The sequence below is a fragment of the Azospirillum sp. UENF 312511 genome (assembly GCF_058780635.1).
Genome location: NZ_JBSNCG010000004.1, coordinates 548,212 through 567,268 on the forward strand (window position 1 = coordinate 548,212; position 19,057 = coordinate 567,268).

At 68.1% G+C, this 19,057-nt stretch carries 21 protein-coding genes; 13 read left to right on the forward strand and 8 right to left on the reverse strand.

The genetic code is table 11. The annotated features are described in order from the left end of the window. Nucleotides 1-4: 4 nt before the first annotated feature. From ACWPN7_RS27850 to ACWPN7_RS27880, 7 genes are all read right to left on the reverse strand, one after another. Nucleotides 5-745, reverse strand: a complete 741-nt coding sequence (locus tag ACWPN7_RS27850) for a phage minor tail protein L (RefSeq protein ID WP_051658668.1) — start codon at nucleotides 743-745, stop codon at nucleotides 5-7. Beyond that, nucleotides 742-1,092 carry a phage tail protein gene (locus ACWPN7_RS27855; RefSeq protein WP_040137584.1) on the reverse strand — a complete coding sequence of 117 codons (351 nt, stop codon included), beginning with the start codon at nucleotides 1,090-1,092 and terminating at the stop codon, nucleotides 742-744. Before ACWPN7_RS27855 ends, ACWPN7_RS27850 begins: the two co-directional genes overlap by 4 nt. Nucleotide 1,093: 1 nt before the next feature. Beyond that, a complete protein-coding gene (locus ACWPN7_RS27860; protein WP_459196321.1) occupies nucleotides 1,094-3,280 on the reverse strand; it encodes a hypothetical protein in 2,187 nt (728 codons plus the stop codon). Between the two features lie 26 nt (nucleotides 3,281-3,306). Further along, nucleotides 3,307-3,564 (reverse strand): hypothetical protein, encoded by a 258-nt coding sequence (locus ACWPN7_RS27865; RefSeq protein ID WP_459196322.1) that lies wholly within the window; start codon nucleotides 3,562-3,564, stop codon nucleotides 3,307-3,309. A gap of 50 nt (nucleotides 3,565-3,614) precedes the next feature. Further along, nucleotides 3,615-3,959 (reverse strand): hypothetical protein, encoded by a 345-nt coding sequence (locus ACWPN7_RS27870; protein ID WP_040137581.1) that lies wholly within the window; start codon nucleotides 3,957-3,959, stop codon nucleotides 3,615-3,617. A gap of 79 nt (nucleotides 3,960-4,038) precedes the next feature. Then, nucleotides 4,039-4,560 (reverse strand): hypothetical protein, encoded by a 522-nt coding sequence (locus ACWPN7_RS27875; RefSeq protein WP_040137580.1) that lies wholly within the window; start codon nucleotides 4,558-4,560, stop codon nucleotides 4,039-4,041. Nucleotides 4,561-4,724: 164 nt separating this feature from the next. Further along, nucleotides 4,725-5,768, reverse strand: coding sequence for a GlxA family transcriptional regulator (locus tag ACWPN7_RS27880; RefSeq protein ID WP_459196323.1), 1,044 nt, complete (start codon nucleotides 5,766-5,768; stop codon nucleotides 4,725-4,727). Between the two features lie 119 nt (nucleotides 5,769-5,887). Between ACWPN7_RS27880 and ACWPN7_RS27885 the strand changes: the two genes are divergently transcribed. The 5 genes from ACWPN7_RS27885 (at nucleotide 5,888) to ACWPN7_RS27905 (ending at nucleotide 10,809) form a co-directional block, all read left to right on the forward strand. Beyond that, nucleotides 5,888-6,958 carry an ABC transporter substrate-binding protein gene (locus ACWPN7_RS27885; protein WP_459196324.1) on the forward strand — a complete coding sequence of 357 codons (1,071 nt, stop codon included), beginning with the start codon at nucleotides 5,888-5,890 and terminating at the stop codon, nucleotides 6,956-6,958. A 26-nt stretch (nucleotides 6,959-6,984) separates the two neighbouring features. Further along, nucleotides 6,985-8,082, forward strand: a complete 1,098-nt coding sequence (locus ACWPN7_RS27890; RefSeq protein WP_456521911.1) for an ABC transporter ATP-binding protein — start codon at nucleotides 6,985-6,987, stop codon at nucleotides 8,080-8,082. Continuing rightward, entirely contained in the window at nucleotides 8,079-8,942 is an 864-nt protein-coding gene (locus tag ACWPN7_RS27895) for an ABC transporter permease (protein ID WP_040137577.1), read from the forward strand. Before ACWPN7_RS27890 ends, ACWPN7_RS27895 begins: the two co-directional genes overlap by 4 nt. Then, nucleotides 8,939-9,727, forward strand: a complete 789-nt coding sequence (locus ACWPN7_RS27900; RefSeq protein ID WP_035681830.1) for an ABC transporter permease — start codon at nucleotides 8,939-8,941, stop codon at nucleotides 9,725-9,727. Before ACWPN7_RS27895 ends, ACWPN7_RS27900 begins: the two co-directional genes overlap by 4 nt. Before the next feature lie 68 nt (nucleotides 9,728-9,795). Further along, nucleotides 9,796-10,809 (forward strand): proline racemase family protein, encoded by a 1,014-nt coding sequence (locus ACWPN7_RS27905; RefSeq protein ID WP_014199184.1) that lies wholly within the window; start codon nucleotides 9,796-9,798, stop codon nucleotides 10,807-10,809. 126 nt (nucleotides 10,810-10,935) lie between these two features. On the opposite strand, the gene ACWPN7_RS27910 is transcribed toward ACWPN7_RS27905, so the two are convergent. After that, nucleotides 10,936-11,637, reverse strand: coding sequence for a GntR family transcriptional regulator (locus ACWPN7_RS27910; protein WP_456524583.1), 702 nt, complete (start codon nucleotides 11,635-11,637; stop codon nucleotides 10,936-10,938). A gap of 160 nt (nucleotides 11,638-11,797) precedes the next feature. Here ACWPN7_RS27910 and ACWPN7_RS27915 point away from each other — a divergent pair, with 160 nt between their 5' ends. From ACWPN7_RS27915 to ACWPN7_RS27950, 8 genes are read left to right on the forward strand one after another with little or no spacing between them, the layout of a single operon-like run. After that, a complete protein-coding gene (locus ACWPN7_RS27915; protein ID WP_407824922.1) occupies nucleotides 11,798-12,670 on the forward strand; it encodes an isocitrate lyase/PEP mutase family protein in 873 nt (290 codons plus the stop codon). Between the two features lie 26 nt (nucleotides 12,671-12,696). Next, nucleotides 12,697-14,112, forward strand: coding sequence for a 3-isopropylmalate dehydratase large subunit (leuC, locus tag ACWPN7_RS27920; protein ID WP_349619408.1), 1,416 nt, complete (start codon nucleotides 12,697-12,699; stop codon nucleotides 14,110-14,112). Between the two features lies 1 nt (nucleotide 14,113). Continuing rightward, a complete protein-coding gene (gene leuD, locus ACWPN7_RS27925; RefSeq protein WP_349619407.1) occupies nucleotides 14,114-14,740 on the forward strand; it encodes a 3-isopropylmalate dehydratase small subunit in 627 nt (208 codons plus the stop codon). A 57-nt stretch (nucleotides 14,741-14,797) separates the two neighbouring features. Then, on the forward strand, nucleotides 14,798-15,766 hold the full coding sequence (locus ACWPN7_RS27930) for an ABC transporter substrate-binding protein (RefSeq protein WP_459196325.1): 969 nt from the start codon (nucleotides 14,798-14,800) through the stop codon (nucleotides 15,764-15,766). 54 nt (nucleotides 15,767-15,820) lie between these two features. Then, nucleotides 15,821-16,681, forward strand: coding sequence for an ABC transporter ATP-binding protein (locus ACWPN7_RS27935; RefSeq protein WP_014199178.1), 861 nt, complete (start codon nucleotides 15,821-15,823; stop codon nucleotides 16,679-16,681). Further along, nucleotides 16,678-17,427 carry an ABC transporter permease gene (locus ACWPN7_RS27940; protein ID WP_349619405.1) on the forward strand — a complete coding sequence of 250 codons (750 nt, stop codon included), beginning with the start codon at nucleotides 16,678-16,680 and terminating at the stop codon, nucleotides 17,425-17,427. Before ACWPN7_RS27935 ends, ACWPN7_RS27940 begins: the two co-directional genes overlap by 4 nt. 5 nt (nucleotides 17,428-17,432) lie before the next feature. Further along, the gene (locus ACWPN7_RS27945; protein WP_051658663.1) at nucleotides 17,433-18,170 is read left to right on the forward strand and encodes an ABC transporter permease; all 738 of its coding nucleotides are present in this window, start codon (nucleotides 17,433-17,435) and stop codon (nucleotides 18,168-18,170) included. A 23-nt stretch (nucleotides 18,171-18,193) separates the two neighbouring features. Beyond that, nucleotides 18,194-19,057 carry an isocitrate lyase/PEP mutase family protein gene (locus tag ACWPN7_RS27950; RefSeq protein WP_459196326.1) on the forward strand — a complete coding sequence of 288 codons (864 nt, stop codon included), beginning with the start codon at nucleotides 18,194-18,196 and terminating at the stop codon, nucleotides 19,055-19,057.

Consider the following 19,057-nt stretch of genomic DNA (forward strand, 5'->3'; position numbering starts at 1 on the left):
GGGATCAGATCCTCACTCGGGCGACGCCGGGGAAGGCGCGCGTGGGCAGCACCGCGGTCTCGCCGAAGCGCTTCTTGCAGTCGGAATCCTTGCGCCCGCAGTCATCCTCGGCGCTGTTGCCGGTGGGATCGCCGCTGGCCTTGAAACAGGCGGAGCCGGTGTAGGGGCAGGTGGCCTGGGAGTAGTCGAAGCCGGCGCCGGTCCAGCGCCGGTAGGTGTGCGTGCAGGCGTCGCGCAGCACCTGCCGGCCGGGGAGCATCTTGCCCTCCTGGTCCATCGCCGCCGACAGTTCCCACTCGATGTGCGTCTTGGTCAGCGCGACCTTGCGCTCGACGCGGTAGATGTCGAGTGGGAAATGGGCGCCGGGATCGGCGTCGGGCTCGCCGTCGAGAAAGCGCCGGAAGGTGCGGATGCGCGTCAGCGTGGCGCCGAGCAGGTCGTCGTAGGTGCCGACGAGCGCGCTCATCGCGCGGTTGGCGTTGGCGATGCGGACGCGCGGCGTCGGCAGCGTGCCCGCGCCGGTCCATTCGAAGCCGTCGGCCTCCAGATCGATCGGGGTGTACTCGACGCCGCCGTAGGTGATCGGCGCCGATTCCCGGGTCGACTGCGTGAAGCAGTAGACGTCGCCGCCGAGGACGCGGGCGTCGAGCTGGTAGAGCACGACGTAGGGGCTGGTCGCCGCCTTCTGCGCCTCGCTGGCGATCTTCGCCTGGGCGGCGCTGCGGGGTGTGGTCGCCGTGGTCATAGGTCGAAAACCTCGACGAAGGTGGCGGTGATCTGGTGATAGGAGAAGCGCACGCGCTTGCGCGCCCACTTCGTGCAGGTGAACTTGCGCGGCGCGCTCTCGCCGGGCGGCGTGTAGAGGAACGCCTCGGCGCCGAGGCGCGCCTTGAGGAAGGCGACGATGGCGTCGGCGTCGGCGGCCGGCAGGGCCTCCCAGGCGAAGGCGAAGGTGTCGCGGACATTGTTCAGGCCATCCGCGGCGCGCTGGCGGTAGCCGTCGCCGAAATCGGCGGCGAGCACCTTGACCTCCGGAGCGATTTCCGTGCCGGGGCTCGGCGGGATGGCCGGGGCGAAGATGGGGAACGCCATGTCAGTAGCCTCCCCGCAGCAGACCGCCGGGACGCATTTGCTGGCGCATCTCCTCGGTCATCAGGCCGCGCAGTTCCGCCTTCACCTGCCGGCCGATCTTGTCGGCCAGATCGGTGTTCTGTTCGCTCGTGCCGGCTCCACCGCTCACGTTCACGGTGACCTCCTGATGAATGGATGGTGACGTGTTTCCAGAAGTAAGCGCTGACGTTAAAAGGCCGTCAGCGTTGTCCATTTGCTCCGGGGTGAAGACGCCCTCGCCACGCTTGGCGATGATCGGCACCTCGCCGCGCAGCAAGCCGCCGGAGTGGAGCTTCGGCGCGCCGAAAAATAGGCCGCTCGGCACCAAGCGGGTCGGGCCAGTGCTATCGGCGATGCCGCCGTTATGTCGAACGATCGAATTCGATAGCTCGGTGACTGACATGGCGCCAAAGTCACTGGCCGAGTTCGGCATTGCCGAAACCATCGTCGTGCCACCGAAGATGTCCCCGCTGCCGGCTCCGAAGCCGAACACCTTTCCAATGCCGGTGATCGCCTTCATCAGCAGTTGCTGGGAAATCCACTTGGCAAAGAAGTCGATCATAAACGTGGTCATGCTTGCGAACATCGAGCGCGCGCCCTCGATGAGGGTCATCTGCCCACTCAGAACGCCGGTGATGACGCCGGAGAATTGCGTGGTGAAACTTTTTGCTCCTTCGGCGCGGAGGAGCTGCAGGCGTTGCTCGGCGTCCAGGCTGTAATCATAGTAGATCTTGCTCAATTCAAGATCGACGGCCGATTTCTGGAATTGGTATTTATCGTTGCGCCATTGATCGGTGTTCAACACACTGAACATCTGCTTGTTCTGAAGGGTCTGGCTTTGAAGATACGCGGGATCGTCCTTGCCCAACGGAGACGTGCCGTTCGCGGCGGACTGCCCAGCGGGGGCGGAGCCCGCGCCGGTCGGACCGCCCGCTCCACCCGGGTTGGCTTGGCCAAGCACGCCGCCCGATGCACCGGGGCCGGCGCTCCCGGGGGCGGGACCTGACGCGGAGCCTTTGGCATTCCCCGCGCCGGGGCCGAGGTCGAAGCCGAAAAGCTCGCCGACGGTGTCGATCGCCTTCATCACGAGCTTCTGGGAAGCCCACTTGGCGAAGAAATCAAGCATGTACTTGCCCATGCTCGCGAACATCGAGCGTACGCCCGTGACGATGCCCGTTTGTCCGCTCAGCACACCGGTGATCAAGCCAGAAAATTTCTCCGTGAAATTTTTGATCCCGTCGGCGCGGATGAGCTGCAGGCGCTGCTCGGCGCCCAGGCTGTATTCGTAGTAGAGCCGGGCCATCTCAAGATCGACGCTTGATTTTTGGAATTCGAACTTGTCATTGCGCCATTGATTGGTGTTCAGCACCCCAACCATCTGCTTGTTCTGAAGGGTCTGGCTTTTAAGATACGCGGGATCGTCCTGACCCAACGGAGACGACCCGTTCGCGGCGGGCTGCCCAGCGGTGGCGGAGCCCGCATTCCCTTGGCCACCGACCGCGCCCGGCTTGTCCTTGCCGGGCGACGCGAGAGCCGGGGCGCCGCCCGCCGCCGGGGCGCCGCCCGCCGCCGGGGCCGCGCCGAACGTGGTGGTGTTGGCCTTGCCGATCGGACCGGCCGCAGTCTTCATTATTTGCGGCGTGTTCTTGCCGACCACTTGACGGATGGCGCTGAAGACGCGTTGCTTGTCTCCGTTGCTGGCGCCCATGCGCTGGCCGGTCCCGATCGTGCCTTCGATCGCCCGGCGCACGTCCTCCACGGCGATGCTGGCCGAGCTGGCGGCCGAAGTGACCGCGGCGTACGACTTCGTCAGCGCGTCGAGACCCGACCCCGTGCGCAGCGCCGCTCCGCGCAGGTCGTCGACGGTCTTGCCGTAGTTTCCAGCGCGTGCCGCGCCGGCGTGAAGAGCCCTGTTCATCTCGTTGGCCGAGCCGGTGACGGCCGCCAACTTGCGCTTCAGGTCGGTCGTCTTCCCGCTGGCCTTGACCATCCGGTTGGCCATATCCCCGACGCTGGAGAAGCCCTGCGCCAGGCTGGACAGCAGCGCGTCCGTCCGGCTGGCGGCCTTCTGGAATTTTGTCATGGCCGCGGTCGCTGCCCTGAGGTCCCTGGTGAAAGACGCGGTGTCGAAATCGAGCCCGACGGTCAGAGTGTTGGCGTTCGAAGCCATGACGAATCCTTCCAGTAAGTACGCGCTTACTCAGTTCCGTGCGCACCGAAAAGGCGCCGGGCCTTCCTGATGTCCTCGTCGGACATCGTCACCTTCTCCACAATCTGCGGGCGGCCGAGGCGGCTGTGCAGACCTTTGACGATCCGCTTCACATGCTCGCCGCCCATCGCGACGCTATGCGCCGGCAGGATCTCCAGAACCTCTTCGGCGCGGACCCGGTCGATCATGTCGTTCAGCAGCCAGAAGGCCCGGATGGGCATCCGGCGCACGGCGGCGAAGCTCATGCCGTAGAAACGCATCACCCGAGCGAAGTAGAATCCAAAATCGAGTTGGACTACTTCGGCCCGGCCAGCGCGTTTCCCACCGCGCCCCCGTCCGCGTCCTCGCCAGCGTCGGTCAGCTTGGACAGGTCGGAGCCGCGGGCGAAGGCCAGCAGCGCCATCAGCTGCGTCATGTCGAGCTTGAGCAGATCGGCGTGGGTGGTGCCGTCGAGGAACTCCAGCAGCTTGCCGATCAGCAGCGTCAGCTTCTCCTTGCCCGTGGCGTTGGCGAGCCTGGCGTCGAAATCGTCGGCCTCGATGAATTGCTCCACGGTCATCGAGCGCAGCGTGCGCTCCCGGCCGTCGAGGACGACCAGACGGGTGACCTTGAGGGCGTCGAGGTTGAGAATGTCGGTCATGGGGAACGGCTTTCCTCGGAAGGAATGGATTGGGAAGGGCGCGGGTTGGACGCCCGGCAAAAAGCCGGGCGCCGGATCGTCAGGCCGCGGTCGGCTTGCCGAAGACCGCGATCTTGTTGTTGGCGGTGGTGTCCGGGTAACATTTGAAGGTCACCTCGTAGACCCGCTCCTCGCCGGTCGCGTAGCGGACGGCGAACTTCGGCACCGGCGCCGCCTTGAAGGCCAGGAAATCCTGAGTGGTGTCGGACGCCGGCAGGCCGGTCGGGTGCAGCTTCAGCTCGCCGGCGGCTTCGAGCAGGTCGGTGTTGACGCCCGAACGGATCTCGACGCCGACCTCCGAACCCGCCGCGCCGATGCCGACGGCCTGCGGCATGACCTTGAGCAGCTTGGTCAGGTTGGTTTCCAGCATCGGCACCGTGACGGTGACCGTGGTGCCGGTGATGACCTCCTTGATCGGCGTCTCGCCGGTCTGGTCGGCGGTCACCTCGTAGGTCGAGGTTTCGATCGCCACCTCGACGCCGCCCTTGGTGGCGCCCAGGTCGAGCGTCGCAAAGGTCACGTCGCAGACGCCGAGCGCGATATTTTCAGCAGCAATGGCCATACACATTCTCCTTCATCAAGTCGCGCCGCGTCGTGGCTGAGCGCAGCGTCTTACCGAAACTAAGTTAGCGCTTACTGCATGATTTTGCAAGTGGCTAATTCGGCGTCGGCGCAGGCCGGGCGGGCGGCGTCCTGATCGGGTGTGTCCTGGTTGGCTCCCCCGCGTCAGAGGGGCGGCGTCTCTTCCACGGGAGAAGGGGAGCTTTCCGCCGCGCCCTTGCCCTTGCGCGCCCGGCTGGGCATCTCGCCGAACTGGGTCTTGAAGTCGCGCGAGAAATGGGCGGCGTCGGCGAAGCCGCAGTCGAAGGCGATCTCGGTGATCGTCCGGCGCGTGTGCTCCAGCAGCCAGCGGCCGTAATCCAGCCGCAGCCGGCGTTGGAAGGCCGACGGCGAGATGCCCAGCGCCGCCTGGAAGGACCGTTCGAGCTGCCGGGCGCTGACCCCGACGTAGCGGGCGATGGCTTCGACGGAGGGCGGGGAGTCGAGCCGCTGTTCGATGAAATGCGTCGCCTGTCGGACGCGGGCGTCGGTCACGCCGTCGAGGTTCGCGTAAAAATGCGCCTGCGGCAGCGCGCCGGGGCGGATGTCCTGGAGCATCATGTGGCGGACGGCCTGCCGTGCCTTCTGCCCGCCGCAGTGCCGCCCGACGAGATAGAGGCCGAGGTCGATGGCCGCCGTCGATCCGGCGCAGGTGATCAGGTCGCCCTCGTCGATGAAGAGATGGTCCACCGAGGCGTTGGCAGCCGGGAAACGCTCGCGGAAGGTGTCCAGCACGTTCCAATGGACGCAGACGCGGCGCGTCCCGACGAGGCCTGCGCGCGCGATGGCGAAGGTGCCCGTGCAGATGCCGAGAAGCCGCACCCGCTGCGCCGCCACCGCGCGCAGATAGGCGGTGACCGGCCCCGGCACCTCGTTCCGGTAATCGTTGCCGCCGCACACCGCGACGTAATCGAAGGGCGCGGGGGTGAGCAGGTCGCTGTTGGGCGTCACCAGCACGCCGCAGCTCGACTGGCGCGGCTGCCCGCCGACGCTCATCACCGTCCAGCTCGCGTCGATCTGCCGGCTGCGCCCCCCGGGGTCGGCGGCGAGCCGGAGCGCGTCGATCAACCCGGAGAAGGCGGTCAGCGTGAACTGGTCGAGCAGCACGAAGCCGATGCGCAACCGGGGATCGGCGGGGGACGGGGCGTCGCGGTCGGGGGCGTCCGGCATGTCGGAAATATTCAAGGATTCGGCAGCATTCTTCTATCGGAAAATACGTCGGAACAATTAGCTTTCGAACGAACCACGGCTCTGACGCCCGCTGGACCGACACCACGAAGGAACCGGTCATGACCCATACGCGCGCCGCCACCCGCAACGCTTCCCGCCTCGCCGCCCTGACCGCCGTCCTGGCGGCCGGGGTGTCCCTGTACGCCCTGCCGGCCGCGGCCCAGGGCGAAATCCGCGTCGCCTGGTACGGCGGCAACTGGGGCGAGGCCTTCCGCACCTGCGTCGCGGAGCCCTTCACCAAGGCGACCGGCGTCCGCGTCGTGCCGGAGATCGGCACCTCGACCGTGACCTTCGCCAAGCTGCAGCAGCAGAAGGACGCGCCGACGCTCGACGTCGCCTACATGGACGGCGGCATCAGCGAGATGGCGCAGGCGGCGGGCGTGCTGGAGGCCATCGACCCGACGGGCGTGCCGAACCTGGCGAAGGCGTTGCCGGAGGCGATCTACAAGGCGGACGGGTCGATCTTCGCCGCCGGTTCCGGCTACTACTCACTGGGCCTGACCTACAACACCAAGGAGATCAAGACCCCGCCGACCTCGTGGAACGACCTGTGGAAGCCGGAGTTCGCGGACACGGTGACGATCCCGTCGCCGGCCAACTCCTCCGGCGTGCCCTTCGTCATGTTCCTGAACCGCATGTGGGGCAACCCGCCGGGCGACCTGTCCAAGACCTTCGAAAAGCTTAAGACGCTGAAGACCGCGCTCTACTTCGACAGCTCGGGGGCGGCGAGCAACGCCTACCAGAGCGGCGAGGCGATCATCGGCGCGCATTTCAACGTCGGCGCCTGGGATCTGGCCGACAAGGGCCTGCCCATCGGCTTCGTCGTTCCGAAGGAAGGCGTCTGGGCCACCGACGCCCGCCTGCATCTGGTCAAGAACGCCCCGCACAAGGCCGATGCCCAGCGCTTCATCGACACCGCGCTGACCCCGGAAGCGTCGGCCTGTCTGGCGGAGAAGCTCTATCTCGGCCCGGCGGTGCAGAACGTGTCGGTGTCGCCGGACGTCGAGCGCAAGCTGCCCTGGGGCGTCGGCGGGTCGGTCAAGAACCTCAAGCTCTTCAACTGGGCGGACATCAACCGGGACCGCGCGGCGATCACCGACGCCTGGAACCGCGAACTCGCCCGCCAGTGAACCGCAGCCAGCCGGGGAGCCCCTCCATGTCCGCGACGCCCAAGCCCGACGCCCTGCTCTCCATCCGCTCCATCGACAAGCATTTCGGCACATACCATGCGCTGAGGGACGTGTCGCTGGATGTGGCCCATGGCGAGTTCGTCGCCCTGCTGGGGCCGAGCGGCTGCGGCAAGACGACCCTGCTGCGCTGCATCGCCGGCTTCCTCTCCCCCGATTCCGGGACCATCCGGATCGGCGGGGAGGACGTGACGCGGCTGCCGCCGCACCGGCGCCCGCTGAACACGGTGTTCCAGCATTACGCCCTGTTCCCGCATCTGAGCATCCTCGACAACGTGGCCTACGGGCCGCGCCGTCACGGGGTGGCGCGGGGCGAGGCGCTGGAGCGCGCTCGCGAGGCGCTGGAACTGGTTGGGCTGGACTCCGCGGCGGGCCGCTACCCGCGGGAGCTGTCGGGCGGCCAGCAGCAGCGCGTCGCCCTGGCGCGGGCCTTTGTCAACCGCCCGAAGCTCCTCCTGCTCGACGAGCCGCTGAGCGCGCTCGACCTGAAGCTGCGCAAGCGGATGCAGATCGAGCTGAAGCACCTTCAGGAGAAGCTCGGTATCGCCTTCGTGTTCGTGACCCACGACCAGGAGGAGGCGATGAGCATGGCGAACCGCATCGTCGTCATGAACCGCGGGGTGATCGAGCAGGTGGGCGACGGGCGGGCCATCTACACCCGCCCGGCCAGCCGCTTCGTCGCCGACTTCATCGGCGAGGCCAACCTGCTGCCGGGAACGGCGGAGGGCGACGCCGGGGTGCGGCTATCGGTGGGATCGGCGCTGCTGCCTCATCTCGGCGCCGACACGCGGCAGCGCTACACCGCGGTGCTGCGGCCCGAGCATGTCGAGCTGCTGAAGCAGCCGGAGGCGCCGGGCCTGATCACCGACCAGGGCTTCGTCGAGGACGTCATCGACACCGGCGGGCAGACCGTGGTGACGGTGCGCGTCGGCGAGCATCTGCTGGCCAGCCGCCGGCTGGGCATGGCAGGGGAGGGGCTGAAACCGGGGGCGCCGGTCTTCGTCGGCTTCCATCCGGGGCATGTCCACATCGTCGCCGAGCCGGCCCCGCACCGGTCCGGACCATGAGCACGACCATGAGCGCCGCCATGAACCGAGCCTTGCCCCTGCTGGCGGCCCCGGTCGCCTTCTTCGTGGCCTTCTTCGCCGTCCCGATGATCGTGGTCGTGTCGTCCAGCCTGATGGCGGGCGGCGTGCCGTCCCTCGGCAACTACGCGCGGGTGCTGTTCGACCAGTATCACTGGGACGTGCTGGCGGCGACCTTCCGCATCGCCGGGCTGACCACGGTGGCCTGCGCGCTGCTCGGCTACCCGCTGGCCTATTATCTGGTGCGGGTGGTCAAGTCGCGGGCGTTGCGGCGGACCTGCGTCATTCTGCTGGTGCTGCCGCTGTTCACCAGCAACATCGTCCGCTCCTTCGGCTGGATGGTGCTGCTGGGACGCAACGGCCTCGTCAACGACGCGCTGGTCGGGGTGGGCATCCTGGACCGCCCGATGCGCTTCCTCGGCACCGAACTGGGCATCGTGATCGGGCTGGTCTACATCCTGCTGCCCTTCATCGTGCTGGCTGTCGGCAACGCGCTGGCCGCGGTGGACCCGGCGCTGGAGGATGCCTCCTCCGACCTCGGCGCCACGCCCTTTGACACCTTCCGGACGGTCACCTTTCCGCTCTGCCTGCCGGGGCTGATGTCGGGGATCATCATGGTCTTCACCCTGGCGGTCAGTGCCTACGTCACGCCGGCCCTGCTGAGCGGCGGCAAGATCACGGTCTTCCCCATGCTGATCTTCCAGCAGTACAGCACGGTCTTCGACGTGAACTACGGCGGCGCGCTCAGCATGACGCTGCTGGTCATGACGCTGGTCCTGGTCGGTCTGGCCGGCTGGATCGGCAACGCCGGGGCCAGCGCAACGGGGAGGAAAGCCCAATGATTGCCCGGCTTCTTCTGCGGGTGGTGTCCTGGTCGGTCATGGCCTACCTGATCCTGCCGCTCCTGGTCATCGTCGGCTCCTCCTTCACCGCCACCAGCTACCTCGCCTTCCCGCCGCAGGGGCTGACCCTCGACTGGTACGGGCGGATGCTCGGCGACACCTCCTATCTGGCGGCCTTCGGCACCAGCACCCTGCTGGCCCTGGTCGCCACGGCGGCGGCCCTGCTGCTCGGCGTTCCGGCGGCGCTGGCCATCGCCCGCTGCGAGTTTCCGGGCAAGAAGTTCCTGCTGTCGCTGCTGATGTCGCCGCTGGTCCTGCCGCACGTCGTGCTGGGCGCCGCCCTGCTGCAATATTGCGCGGCGCTGGGCCTGATGCGCAGCTTCACGGCGCTGCTGGTCGGGCACATCGTCATCATCATGCCCTTCGTCCTGCGCTCCGTCCTGCCGCAGCTGACGCCGGAGCAGCGGGCGCTGGAGGAGGCCTCCGCCGACCTGGGCGCCCGCCCGATGGAGACCTTCTTCCTCGTCACGCTGCCGCAGATCCGCAGTGGCTTGGCGAGCGGCGCGATCTTCGCCTTCATTTCCTCCTGGATCAACGTCGAGCTGAGCATCTTCAACACCACGGCGGAGATGACGACCATCCCGGTCAAGCTCTTCAACTACGTCCAGTACACGATCGACCCGGTCATCGCCGCGGTGTCCTCCATCACCATCGGCGTGGCGGCTCTGGCGATCATCATCCTCGACCTCACCGTCGGGCTGCACCTTCTGTCGGACCGGCGCTGACCGGTCCCGACACCCCCCGCTTCATCCCCCGATCCAACACTGAATCCGATCCACGAAAGGGTCCTTCCATGCGCATGCAAGACGCATTCGATGTCCTGTACACCCACACCGAGGGCGAGCCGCTCTGCATCATCCACAGCGGCATCCCCTATCCGGCCGGTTCCAGCATCCTGGAGAAGCGCCAGTTCCTGGAGACCCATTACGACTGGCTGCGCGAAGCCCTGATGCGCGAGCCGCGCGGCCACAAGGACATGTTCGGCGTCTTCCTGACCCCGCCGTCCGGCCCGGACTACGACGCCGGCCTGATCTACATCGACGGCACCCAGTATTCGCACATGTGCGGCCACGGCACGATCGCCGTCGCCATGGCGATGGTCGCCAACGGCCTCGTCCGCCGCGGCGAGAACGGCCGCACCATCATCCGCTTCGAGACCACCGCCGGCCTCGTCGTCGCCGAGGTGGCCCATGAGGGCGACCGGGTGCTGTGGACCAAGTTCGAGAACGTCCCGGCCTACGTCGCCGCGCAGGACGTCGAGTTCGAGCTGCCGGAGATCGGCCCGCTGAAGGCCGACATCGTGTGGGGCGGCAACTACTTCGGCATCATCGACCTGACCGGCACGTCGCTGCGCATCGGGCCGGAGAACGGCACCGCCCTGTCGCATTACGGCATCCTGGCGCGCGAGCAGCTCCGCCAGAAGGTGGCGATCCAGCACCCGGCCTCGGCGCACATCAACAACTTCAACTTCGTGACCTTCTGGCACGAGCCGACCATCGAGGGCGCCTTCTACAAGAACGTCCACGTCTTCAGCGCCGGCCAGCTCGACCGCTCGCCGGGCGGCACCGGCACCAGCGCGATGATGGCGATGTTCGAGGCGCGCGGGAAGATGGCGATCGGCGACACCATTCGTTCCGAGGGCCTGCTCGGCACCGGTACCTTCGAGGGCAGCCTGCTCGGCGAGACCCGCCTGAACGGCGTGCGCGCCGTGCGCCCGACCGTCAAGGGCACGGCCAGCATCCTCGGCACCGCCCGCTGGGTCATCGACCGCAACGATCCGGTCGGCGCCGGCTTCCTGGTCGCCTGACCGGCTCTTAGCAGCAGCGTCCTAGACTTCGTCCCGGCGTCCTCTCAGGGCGCCGGGACCTTTGTGCTGCGCCGATGGGCGATCCACCTGCCCGTATCGGCGCGCCGTCGTTGTATACAATGAAGCTCACTCGGGTTTTGGGACCGTGAAGACGGCCCGCCCGGCGCGTACATGCGCGCGCATCACCGACGACGCCCATTCCCCATCACCGGCGGTCAGGGCTTCGACGATCTCGCGGTGGTGGTTCATGCTGCGGGCGAGGTCGCGCCGGCTGTAGCGGGCGAAGGTCCGCAGAACCAGCGGCATCTCCACCACCTGCCGGATCATCTGGCCCAGGCGCCGATCCCCGGCGATGTCGATCAGCAGGCTGTGGAAGCGGTCGTTCAACGGCGTGATGCGCGAGAAATCCACCGCGTCGCCGTCCCCCACCACCGCCTCCATCGCGTCGCACAGCGCCCCCAGCTCCGTCAGATGCTGGGGCTCGGCGCGGCTGGCGGCGAGGCCGGCCACTTGGCTTTCCAGCGTCGCGCGCAGCCCGAAAATCTCGTCGAGGTCCTGGATCGTCCAGGCATTCACCTTGGCGCCCAGATTGGGGACGAGCTGCAGCAGCCCGTCGGCGGACAGCCGGCGCAGCGCCTCGCGCACCGGGGTGCGGCTGACTCCGGTCAGCTCGGCCAGTTCCTGTTCGCGCAGATGGGCACCCGGCGGCCAGCGGCTGGCCAGGATGCCTTCCCGGATGAAGCGATAGGCGCGGTCGGCGGCGCGGTTGGAGCCGCCGCTGAAGCCGTTGTCCCATTGGGGTGCCAGAGCCCCGGCGCTGTCCGACATGCTGACCTCCCTTGCCCTTCTGTCCGGCAATCCGATTTTTCGGGTTGCGTTGTATACAATGACGCACTATGTTCGTAGGCACAACAAATTAAACGCCCGGTTCCGGTGCGCTCTAGCGGAAGCCAACAGCGGAAGCGGCGACAAGGGAGGGATACAACCGGTGACGACACCCGCACAACGCCTGAAAACGGCGCTGGAGGCTCCCGGCCTTCACCTGATGCCCTGCTGCTTCGACGCGCTGTCGGCGCGGCTGATCGAGCAGGCCGGTTTCCGCGTCAGCCTGATGAGCGGCTTCGCCGTCTCGGCCACCCGGTTGGGGATGCCCGACACCGGGCTGATTTCCTTCGCCGAGATGCTCGACCAGCTCCGCAACGTCTGTCAGGCGGCCCCCGGCCTGCTGGTGATCGGCGACGGCGACACCGGCTACGGCAACGCCATGAACGTGCAGCGCACCGTGCGCGACTACGCCCGCGCCGGGGCCGCCGCCGTCCTGATCGAGGATCAGGTCAGCCCCAAGCGCTGTGGCCACACCAAGGGCAAGCAGGTCGTCGGGCGGGCCGAGGCGCGCATGAAGATCCGCGCCGCCGTCGACGCCGCGCGGTCGGGTTCCGACGACATCCTGATCCTGGCGCGGACCGACGCGCGCGCCACGCACGGCTTCGACGCGGCGCTGGAGCGCTGCCAGGATTTCGTGGAGGAGGGCGCCGACATCATCTTCATGGAGGCTCCGCACAACGAGACGGAAATGGCCGCCTTCTGCGCCGGGATCGACCGGCCGGCCATGGCGAACATGGTGCGCGGCGGCCAGACGCCGATTCTGCCGCCGCGCGAGTTGGAGGCGCTGGGCTTCAAGCTCGCCGCCTATCCGCTGACCCTGATGTCGGCGGCCATCGACGCCATGCGCACCGCCCTGGCCGCGGTGGCGGACGGGCGGGAGGGCCACGTGGCCCAGGCCGATTTCGAGGCGCTGAAGTCCCTTGTCGGCTTCCCCGACTATTACGAGCGGGAACAGGCCTACCGGGCCGCCGAATGACGGGCCGAATGACGGGAGGCAACGCCATGACCACGCCGCGTTCCATCATCGACAAGATCTGGGATCAGCACGTCGTCGCCGATCTGGGCGACGGGCGGGTGCTGCTCCACATCGACCGCCATATGCTGCACGAGGTCACCAGCCCGCAGGCCTACGCCGGGCTGGCCGCCGCCGGGCGCCGGTTGCGCCGCCCCGACCTGACCTTCGCGACGGCGGACCACATCGTCTCCACCGAGAACGGCCGCACCGACGACACGGTGCCCGGCGGGCCGGAGATGATCCGCGCCCTGCGCGCCAACGCCGAATCCACCGGCGTCGCTCTGTTCGACCTGGGCGACGTGCGCCAGGGCATCGTGCATGTGATCGCGCCGGAGCTGGGGATCGCCCTGCCGGGCGCCACCCTGGTCTGCGGCGACAGCCACACCAGCACGGTCGGCGCCCTGGGCGCCATGGCCTGGGGCATCGGCACGTCGGAGGTCGAGCATGTCATGGCGACGCAGACCGCCATCCTGCGCCGCCCGCCGACCATGCGCATCACCTTCAGCGGCACCCGCCCGGCGGGCGTGTCGGCCAAGGACATGGTGCTCAAGCTGATCGCCACCATCGGCACCGCCGGGGCGACCGGCTACGGCGTCGAATACGCCGGTCCGGCCATCCGCGCGCTTTCCATGGAAGAGCGGATGACCGTCTGCAACATGTCGGTGGAGCTGGGCGCGCGCTTCGGCCTGATCGCCCCGGACGAGGTGACCTTCGCCTATCTCCAGGGGCGGCCCTTCGCCCCGTCGGGCGACCTGTGGGAACAGGCGGTTGAGGCGTGGTGCGCCCTGGCGAGCGATCCCGGCGCCCGTTTCGACGCCGAGATCGAACTGGACGTCTCCAGCCTCACGCCGCAGGTGTCCTGGGGCACCAGCCCGCAGGACTGCATCGGCGTCGGCGAGACCATTCCCGATCCGGAGCGCGAGGCCGACCCCAAGCGCCGGCAGGCGATGCGCCGGGCGTTGGACTACATCGGTCTGGAGCCGGGAACGCCGATCCGCGACCTGCCGGTGGACATGGTCTTCATCGGCTCCTGCACCAACAGCCGCATCGAGGATCTGCGGGCCGCCGCCGCCGTTTTGAAGGGCCGTCGGGTCGCCGCCGGCTTGCGCGCGCTGGTCGTGCCGGGCTCGGGCCAGGTGCGCCGGCAGGCCGAGGCGGAGGGGCTGGACCGCGTGTTCACCGCCGCCGGCTTTGAATGGCGGGAGCCGGGCTGTTCCATGTGCGCCGGAATGAACGCCGACCGGGTGCCGCCGGGCAAGCGCTGCGTCGCCACCTCGAACCGCAACTTCGAAGGTCGCCAGGGGCCGGGGGCGCGCACCCATCTTGCCAGCCCGGCCACCGCGGCGGCGGCGGCCGTGGCCGGCCGCATCGTCGATGTCCGCAGCCTGGAGGGGAGCGCCTGACATGCCGGAACCGATCGACCGCATCACCGGGATCGCAGCACCGCTGCCGCGGGCCAACGTCGACACCGACGCGATCATCCCCAAGGCGCATCTGCTGACCATCCACCGCAGCGGGCTGGGCGCCGGCCTCTTCTCCGAATGGCGGTTCGACGACGACGGCCGGGAACGGCCGGACTTCGTCCTGAACCAGGCGCCCTGGCGGGAGGCCAAGATCCTGCTGGCCGGTGAGAATTTCGGCTGCGGCTCGTCGCGCGAGCACGCGGTGTGGAGCCTGATGGACTTCGGCATCCGCTGCGTGATCGCGCCGAGCTTCGCCAGCATCTTCCACGAGAATTGCCAGAAGAACGGTCTGGCCGCGGTGACTCTGGACGAGGCGGCGCTCGCCCATCTCGTCGCTTGTGCGCAGGCAACGCCGGCCGCCACCACGACGGTGGACATCGAGGCCAGCCGCGTCACCGCCCCGGATGGGCGGGAGTTTCCCTTCACGATGGAGGCGGCGCGGCGGCAGGCGCTTCTGGAGGGGCTCGACGAGATCGGGGCCAGCCTGCGCCACGACGCCGCCATGGCGGCGTTCGAGGCGCGCGACCGGGCGCAGCGCCCCTGGATTCACGCCCTGCCCACCGCCTGACGGGTCCGGATCAACGCGCATGGCCGGAAAGGCCAGCGGCAATTGGGAGGAACAGCGATGTCGTTCATGACCACGATGAAGCGCAAGGCGGCATTGGGGGCGGCGGCCATGGGAGTGGCGCTCGCCACCCTGGTCCCGGCGGTCCCGGCGCAGGCCGAGGAGATCACGGTCACCCACTGGGGCGTCCTGATGTACGGCGCGCCCTACGCCGTCGCCATGGAGAAGGGCTATTACAAGGACCAGGGGCTGGACATCACCGGCGTCCTGACCTCCAAGGGCGGCGGCACGACCATGCGCAACGTCATGGCGGCGCCGATGCCCTACGGCGAGGTCGCCCTGTCGGCGGCGGTGGCGGCGATCAACCAGGGTCTGGACGTGAAGATCATCCACACCGGCGTCCGCACGGCGGGCGAGATCCTGTGGGTGACCAAGCCGGACTCCCCGGTCAAGACCGCCAAGGACCTGGACGGCAAGAAGGTCGCCTTCACCAGCCCGAAGTCGGTCACCGACATGCTGCTGACCATGGTGAAGGACAAGCACGGCATCACCGTGGACGGCGTGTCGGCGGGCGGCATCGGCGGCGGTCTGACCATGCTGGAACAGGGCGCGGTGGCCGCCGCCCCGGTGATGGACCCGATCTGGGCGCGCGTGCAGAACAAGTACCGCATGGTCTTTGCGGTCGAAACCGAGCTGCCGACCATGGTGCAGACCGTGGGCGTCACCACCTCGGACTTCGCCGCGAAGAACGGCGACAAGCTGAGGAAGCTGATCGAGGCGCGGCGCAAGGGGGTGGACTTCGTCTACGCCAACCCTGAAGAGACCGCCAAGATCATGACCAAATACTACGACATCGACGAGGCGGTGGCGCTGCAGGCGCTGAAGAATCTGGCGACCATCAAATACTGGAGCGCCGGTGACTTCGAATATGACGGGATGAACAACCTGATCAAGGGGTTGCAGATCATCGGCGAGGTCAAGGGCGGGGTCGACTGGTCGAAGCACTCTGACGCCTCGTTTCTGAAATAACCGCTCCGAAGAACATCCGCCTGACGCATCACGATGACCGGGAGGAAGCCCCCGATGAAAGCCAACGTCGCCGCCAAGCGCGACCTGCACGAGGAGGCGGGGGCCAACCCCGCTCCGGCCGTCCACGCCGAACTGAAGGGGGTGAGCCGCATCTACGGCGTTCCCGGCCACGGCGGGGTGCACGCGCTGGGCCCCGTCGACCTGACCTTGCGGCAGGGGGAGTTCTTCTCCGTCGTCGGGCCGTCGGGTTGCGGCAAGTCCACGCTGCTCGACGTGCTGTCCGGCCTGTCCGTGCCGACCGAGGGGTCGGTGAGCTTCGAAGGCAAGCCGGTGGCCGGCAAGGTCCCGGACGGCGTCGGGGTGGTGTTCCAGGAGGACGCCACTTTCCCCTGGCTGACCGTGTGGGACAACATCGCCTTCGGCCTGCGCCGGGCGGGCGTCGATCCGGCGGAGATCGAACGGCGGGTCACCTACGCCGTCGGCTTCGTCGGGCTGAAGGACTTCGCCAAGGCCTATCCGGTGCAGCTGTCCGGCGGCATGCGCCAGCGCGTCTGCATCGCGCGCACGCTGGTGATGCGCCCGCGCCTGATCCTGCTGGACGAGCCGTTCGGCGCGCTCGACGCCCAGACCCGCCTGATCATGGGCGACGAACTGTTGAAGCTGTGGCGCGAGACCGGCGCCACGGTGATGCTGATCACCCACGCGCTGGACGAGGCGGCCATGCTGTCGGACCGCATCGGCGTCATGTCGTCCCGGCCCGGACGGATCATCGAGGAGATCGAGACCGGCTGGCCGCGCGAGCGCGATTCCCGCATCGCCAGCGAGGACGGCTTCGGCCAGATCACCGCCCGGCTGTGGCGCCTGCTGCGCGAGGAGAGCCTGAAGGCGGCCGGCCTCGCCGGGGGTGGATCGTGAGCTGGGCGGGCTGGCTCCGGCTGATCGTGGTGGGCGGCGCCGTCCTTCTGCTGGAGGTGCTGTGCCGGGCCGGCGTCATCGCCAAGACGGTCCTGCCGGCGCCCAGCGTCATGGCCGGCGATCTCTACCGCCTTCTCGCCTCGGGGGCGGCCAGCGCCGACATCGGCGAGACGCTGGGCAACGTCGCGATGGCGGTGATCGCCTCGATCCTGCTCGGCTTCGTCGCCGGCGTGGCGATCCACGCCATGCCGCGGGTGCGCCGGGCGCTCGACCCCTTCCTGGCGACCTACTACGCGGTGCCCTTCTTCGTCTTCTACCCGGTGCTCATCGTCATCTTCGGGCTGGGGGCGGCGCCCATCGTGGTGATCGGCACGCTGTTCGGCGTGGTGGCGATGCTGATCAACACGCTGAACGGACTCGATCGAATTCCGCGCGTCCTGCTGAAGACCGCGCGCGTCCACGGCATGGACCCGGTGCGCACGGCGCTGATGGTCAAGCTGCCCAGCGCGGCACCCTTCCTGTTCACCGGGGCGAAGCTGGCCATCGCCTACTGCTTCATCGGCGTCATCGCGGCGGAGTTCATCATGTCCTCCTCGGGCATCGGCTACAGCATCGCCTATGCCTTCAACAACTTCGACAATTCGCGGATGTACGCGCTGATGCTGTTCATCATCGTCCTGGTGACGGTGCTCAACGCTGTGCTCTTCACCTGGGAGCGCCGGATCATGCAGCGGCGGAGGCGCTGACGGCCATGCACAAAAAGACCGATACGCTTCTCGTCATCGTCGCGCTGGTGGCCCTGTGGCAGGTCCTGCACTGGATCGTCGGCAGCGTCGCCCTGACCTCGCCCGCCGACACGCTGGCCCGCGCGGTGGAGTTGCTGGGCTCCGCCACCTTCTGGCCGCACGTCGCGGAGACCGGTGTGGCGCTGCTCTATTCGCTGCTGCTGGCGGTGTTCGGCGGGCTGACCATCGGCATCGCTCTCGGCATCAACCGGCTGGCCGGGGAGGTGGCGGAGCCGATCCTGGTGTCGCTTTATTCGCTGCCCAAGATCACGCTCTACCCGGTGATCCTGCTGGCCTTCGGGCTGGGCCTGTCGGCCAAGGTGGCCTTCGGGACGATCCACGGCATCATCCCGGTGATCATCTTCACGATGAACGCGGTCCGCACCATCCCGCCGGTGATGCTGCGCAGCGCGCGGGTGATGCGCCTGTCGCCGCCCCAGCTCGTCTCCACCATCATCCTGCCCGCCGCCCTGCCGGAGCTCGTGTCCGGCCTGCGGGTGGGCTTTTCGTTGACCCTTCTGGGCGTGCTGATCGGCGAGATGTTCGCCTCGCAGCGCGGCCTCGGCTACCTCGTCATGAACGCCATCGGCGGGCACGACGTGCGCACCATGATGGCCGTGGTGCTGATCCTCGCCACCACCGCCGTGCTCATCAGCGCCGGCCTGCTGCACATCGACCGGCGCATGCACCGGCGGGCCTCGTAAAGACTTCCGGAGATTCCAACAACATGACCATTTCCCTCAAACAGCGCCTGTCGCAGCCGGGCCTGATCTCGGCCCCCGGCGTGTTCGACATGATCTCGGCCAAGGTGGCGGACGGCATGGGATTCGACGCGCTGTACATGACCGGCTACGGCACCGTCGCCAGCCATCTCGGCCTGCCGGACGCCGGGCTCGCCACCTTCAGCGACATGGTCGGCCGGGTGCGGGCCATCGCGCGCGGCACCGCGACGCCGCTGATCGCCGACGGCGACACCGGCTATGGCGGGCTGCTGAACGTCGATTTCACCATCCGCGGCTATGAGGAGGCCGGGGCCGCCGCCATCCAGCTCGAAGACCAGGAATTCCCGAAGAAGTGCGGCCACACGCCGGGCCGCCGGGTCATTGCCATGGCCGACATGGTGCGCAAGATCCGCGTCGCCTGCGAGGCGCGGTCGTCGAGCGACTTCCTGATCATCGCCCGCACCGACGCCCGCACGACGCTCGGCCTCGACGAGGCGCTGCGCCGCGCCGACGCCTACGCCGAGGCCGGCGCGGACATCATCTTCGTGGAAAGCCCGGAGAGCGAGGCGGAGATGGAGCGGATCTGCCGGACCATCGGCAAGCCGCTGATCGCCAACATGGTCGAGGGCGGCCGCACGCCGGTGATGACCGGGGCGCAGCTGGAGGAGCTCGGCTACCGCATCGCCATCTTCCCGGCGACCGGCTTCCTGGCGATGGCCGCGGCGCTGCGCAGCGCCTACGGCGAAATCCTCGCCAAGGGGTCGAGCGCCGAGTATCGGGGAGAGCTTTACCCCTTCCTCGACTTCACCCGCCTGATGGGCTTCGAGCGCGTCTGGGAGTTCGAGAAGCGCCACCCTGAGACGGAGTAA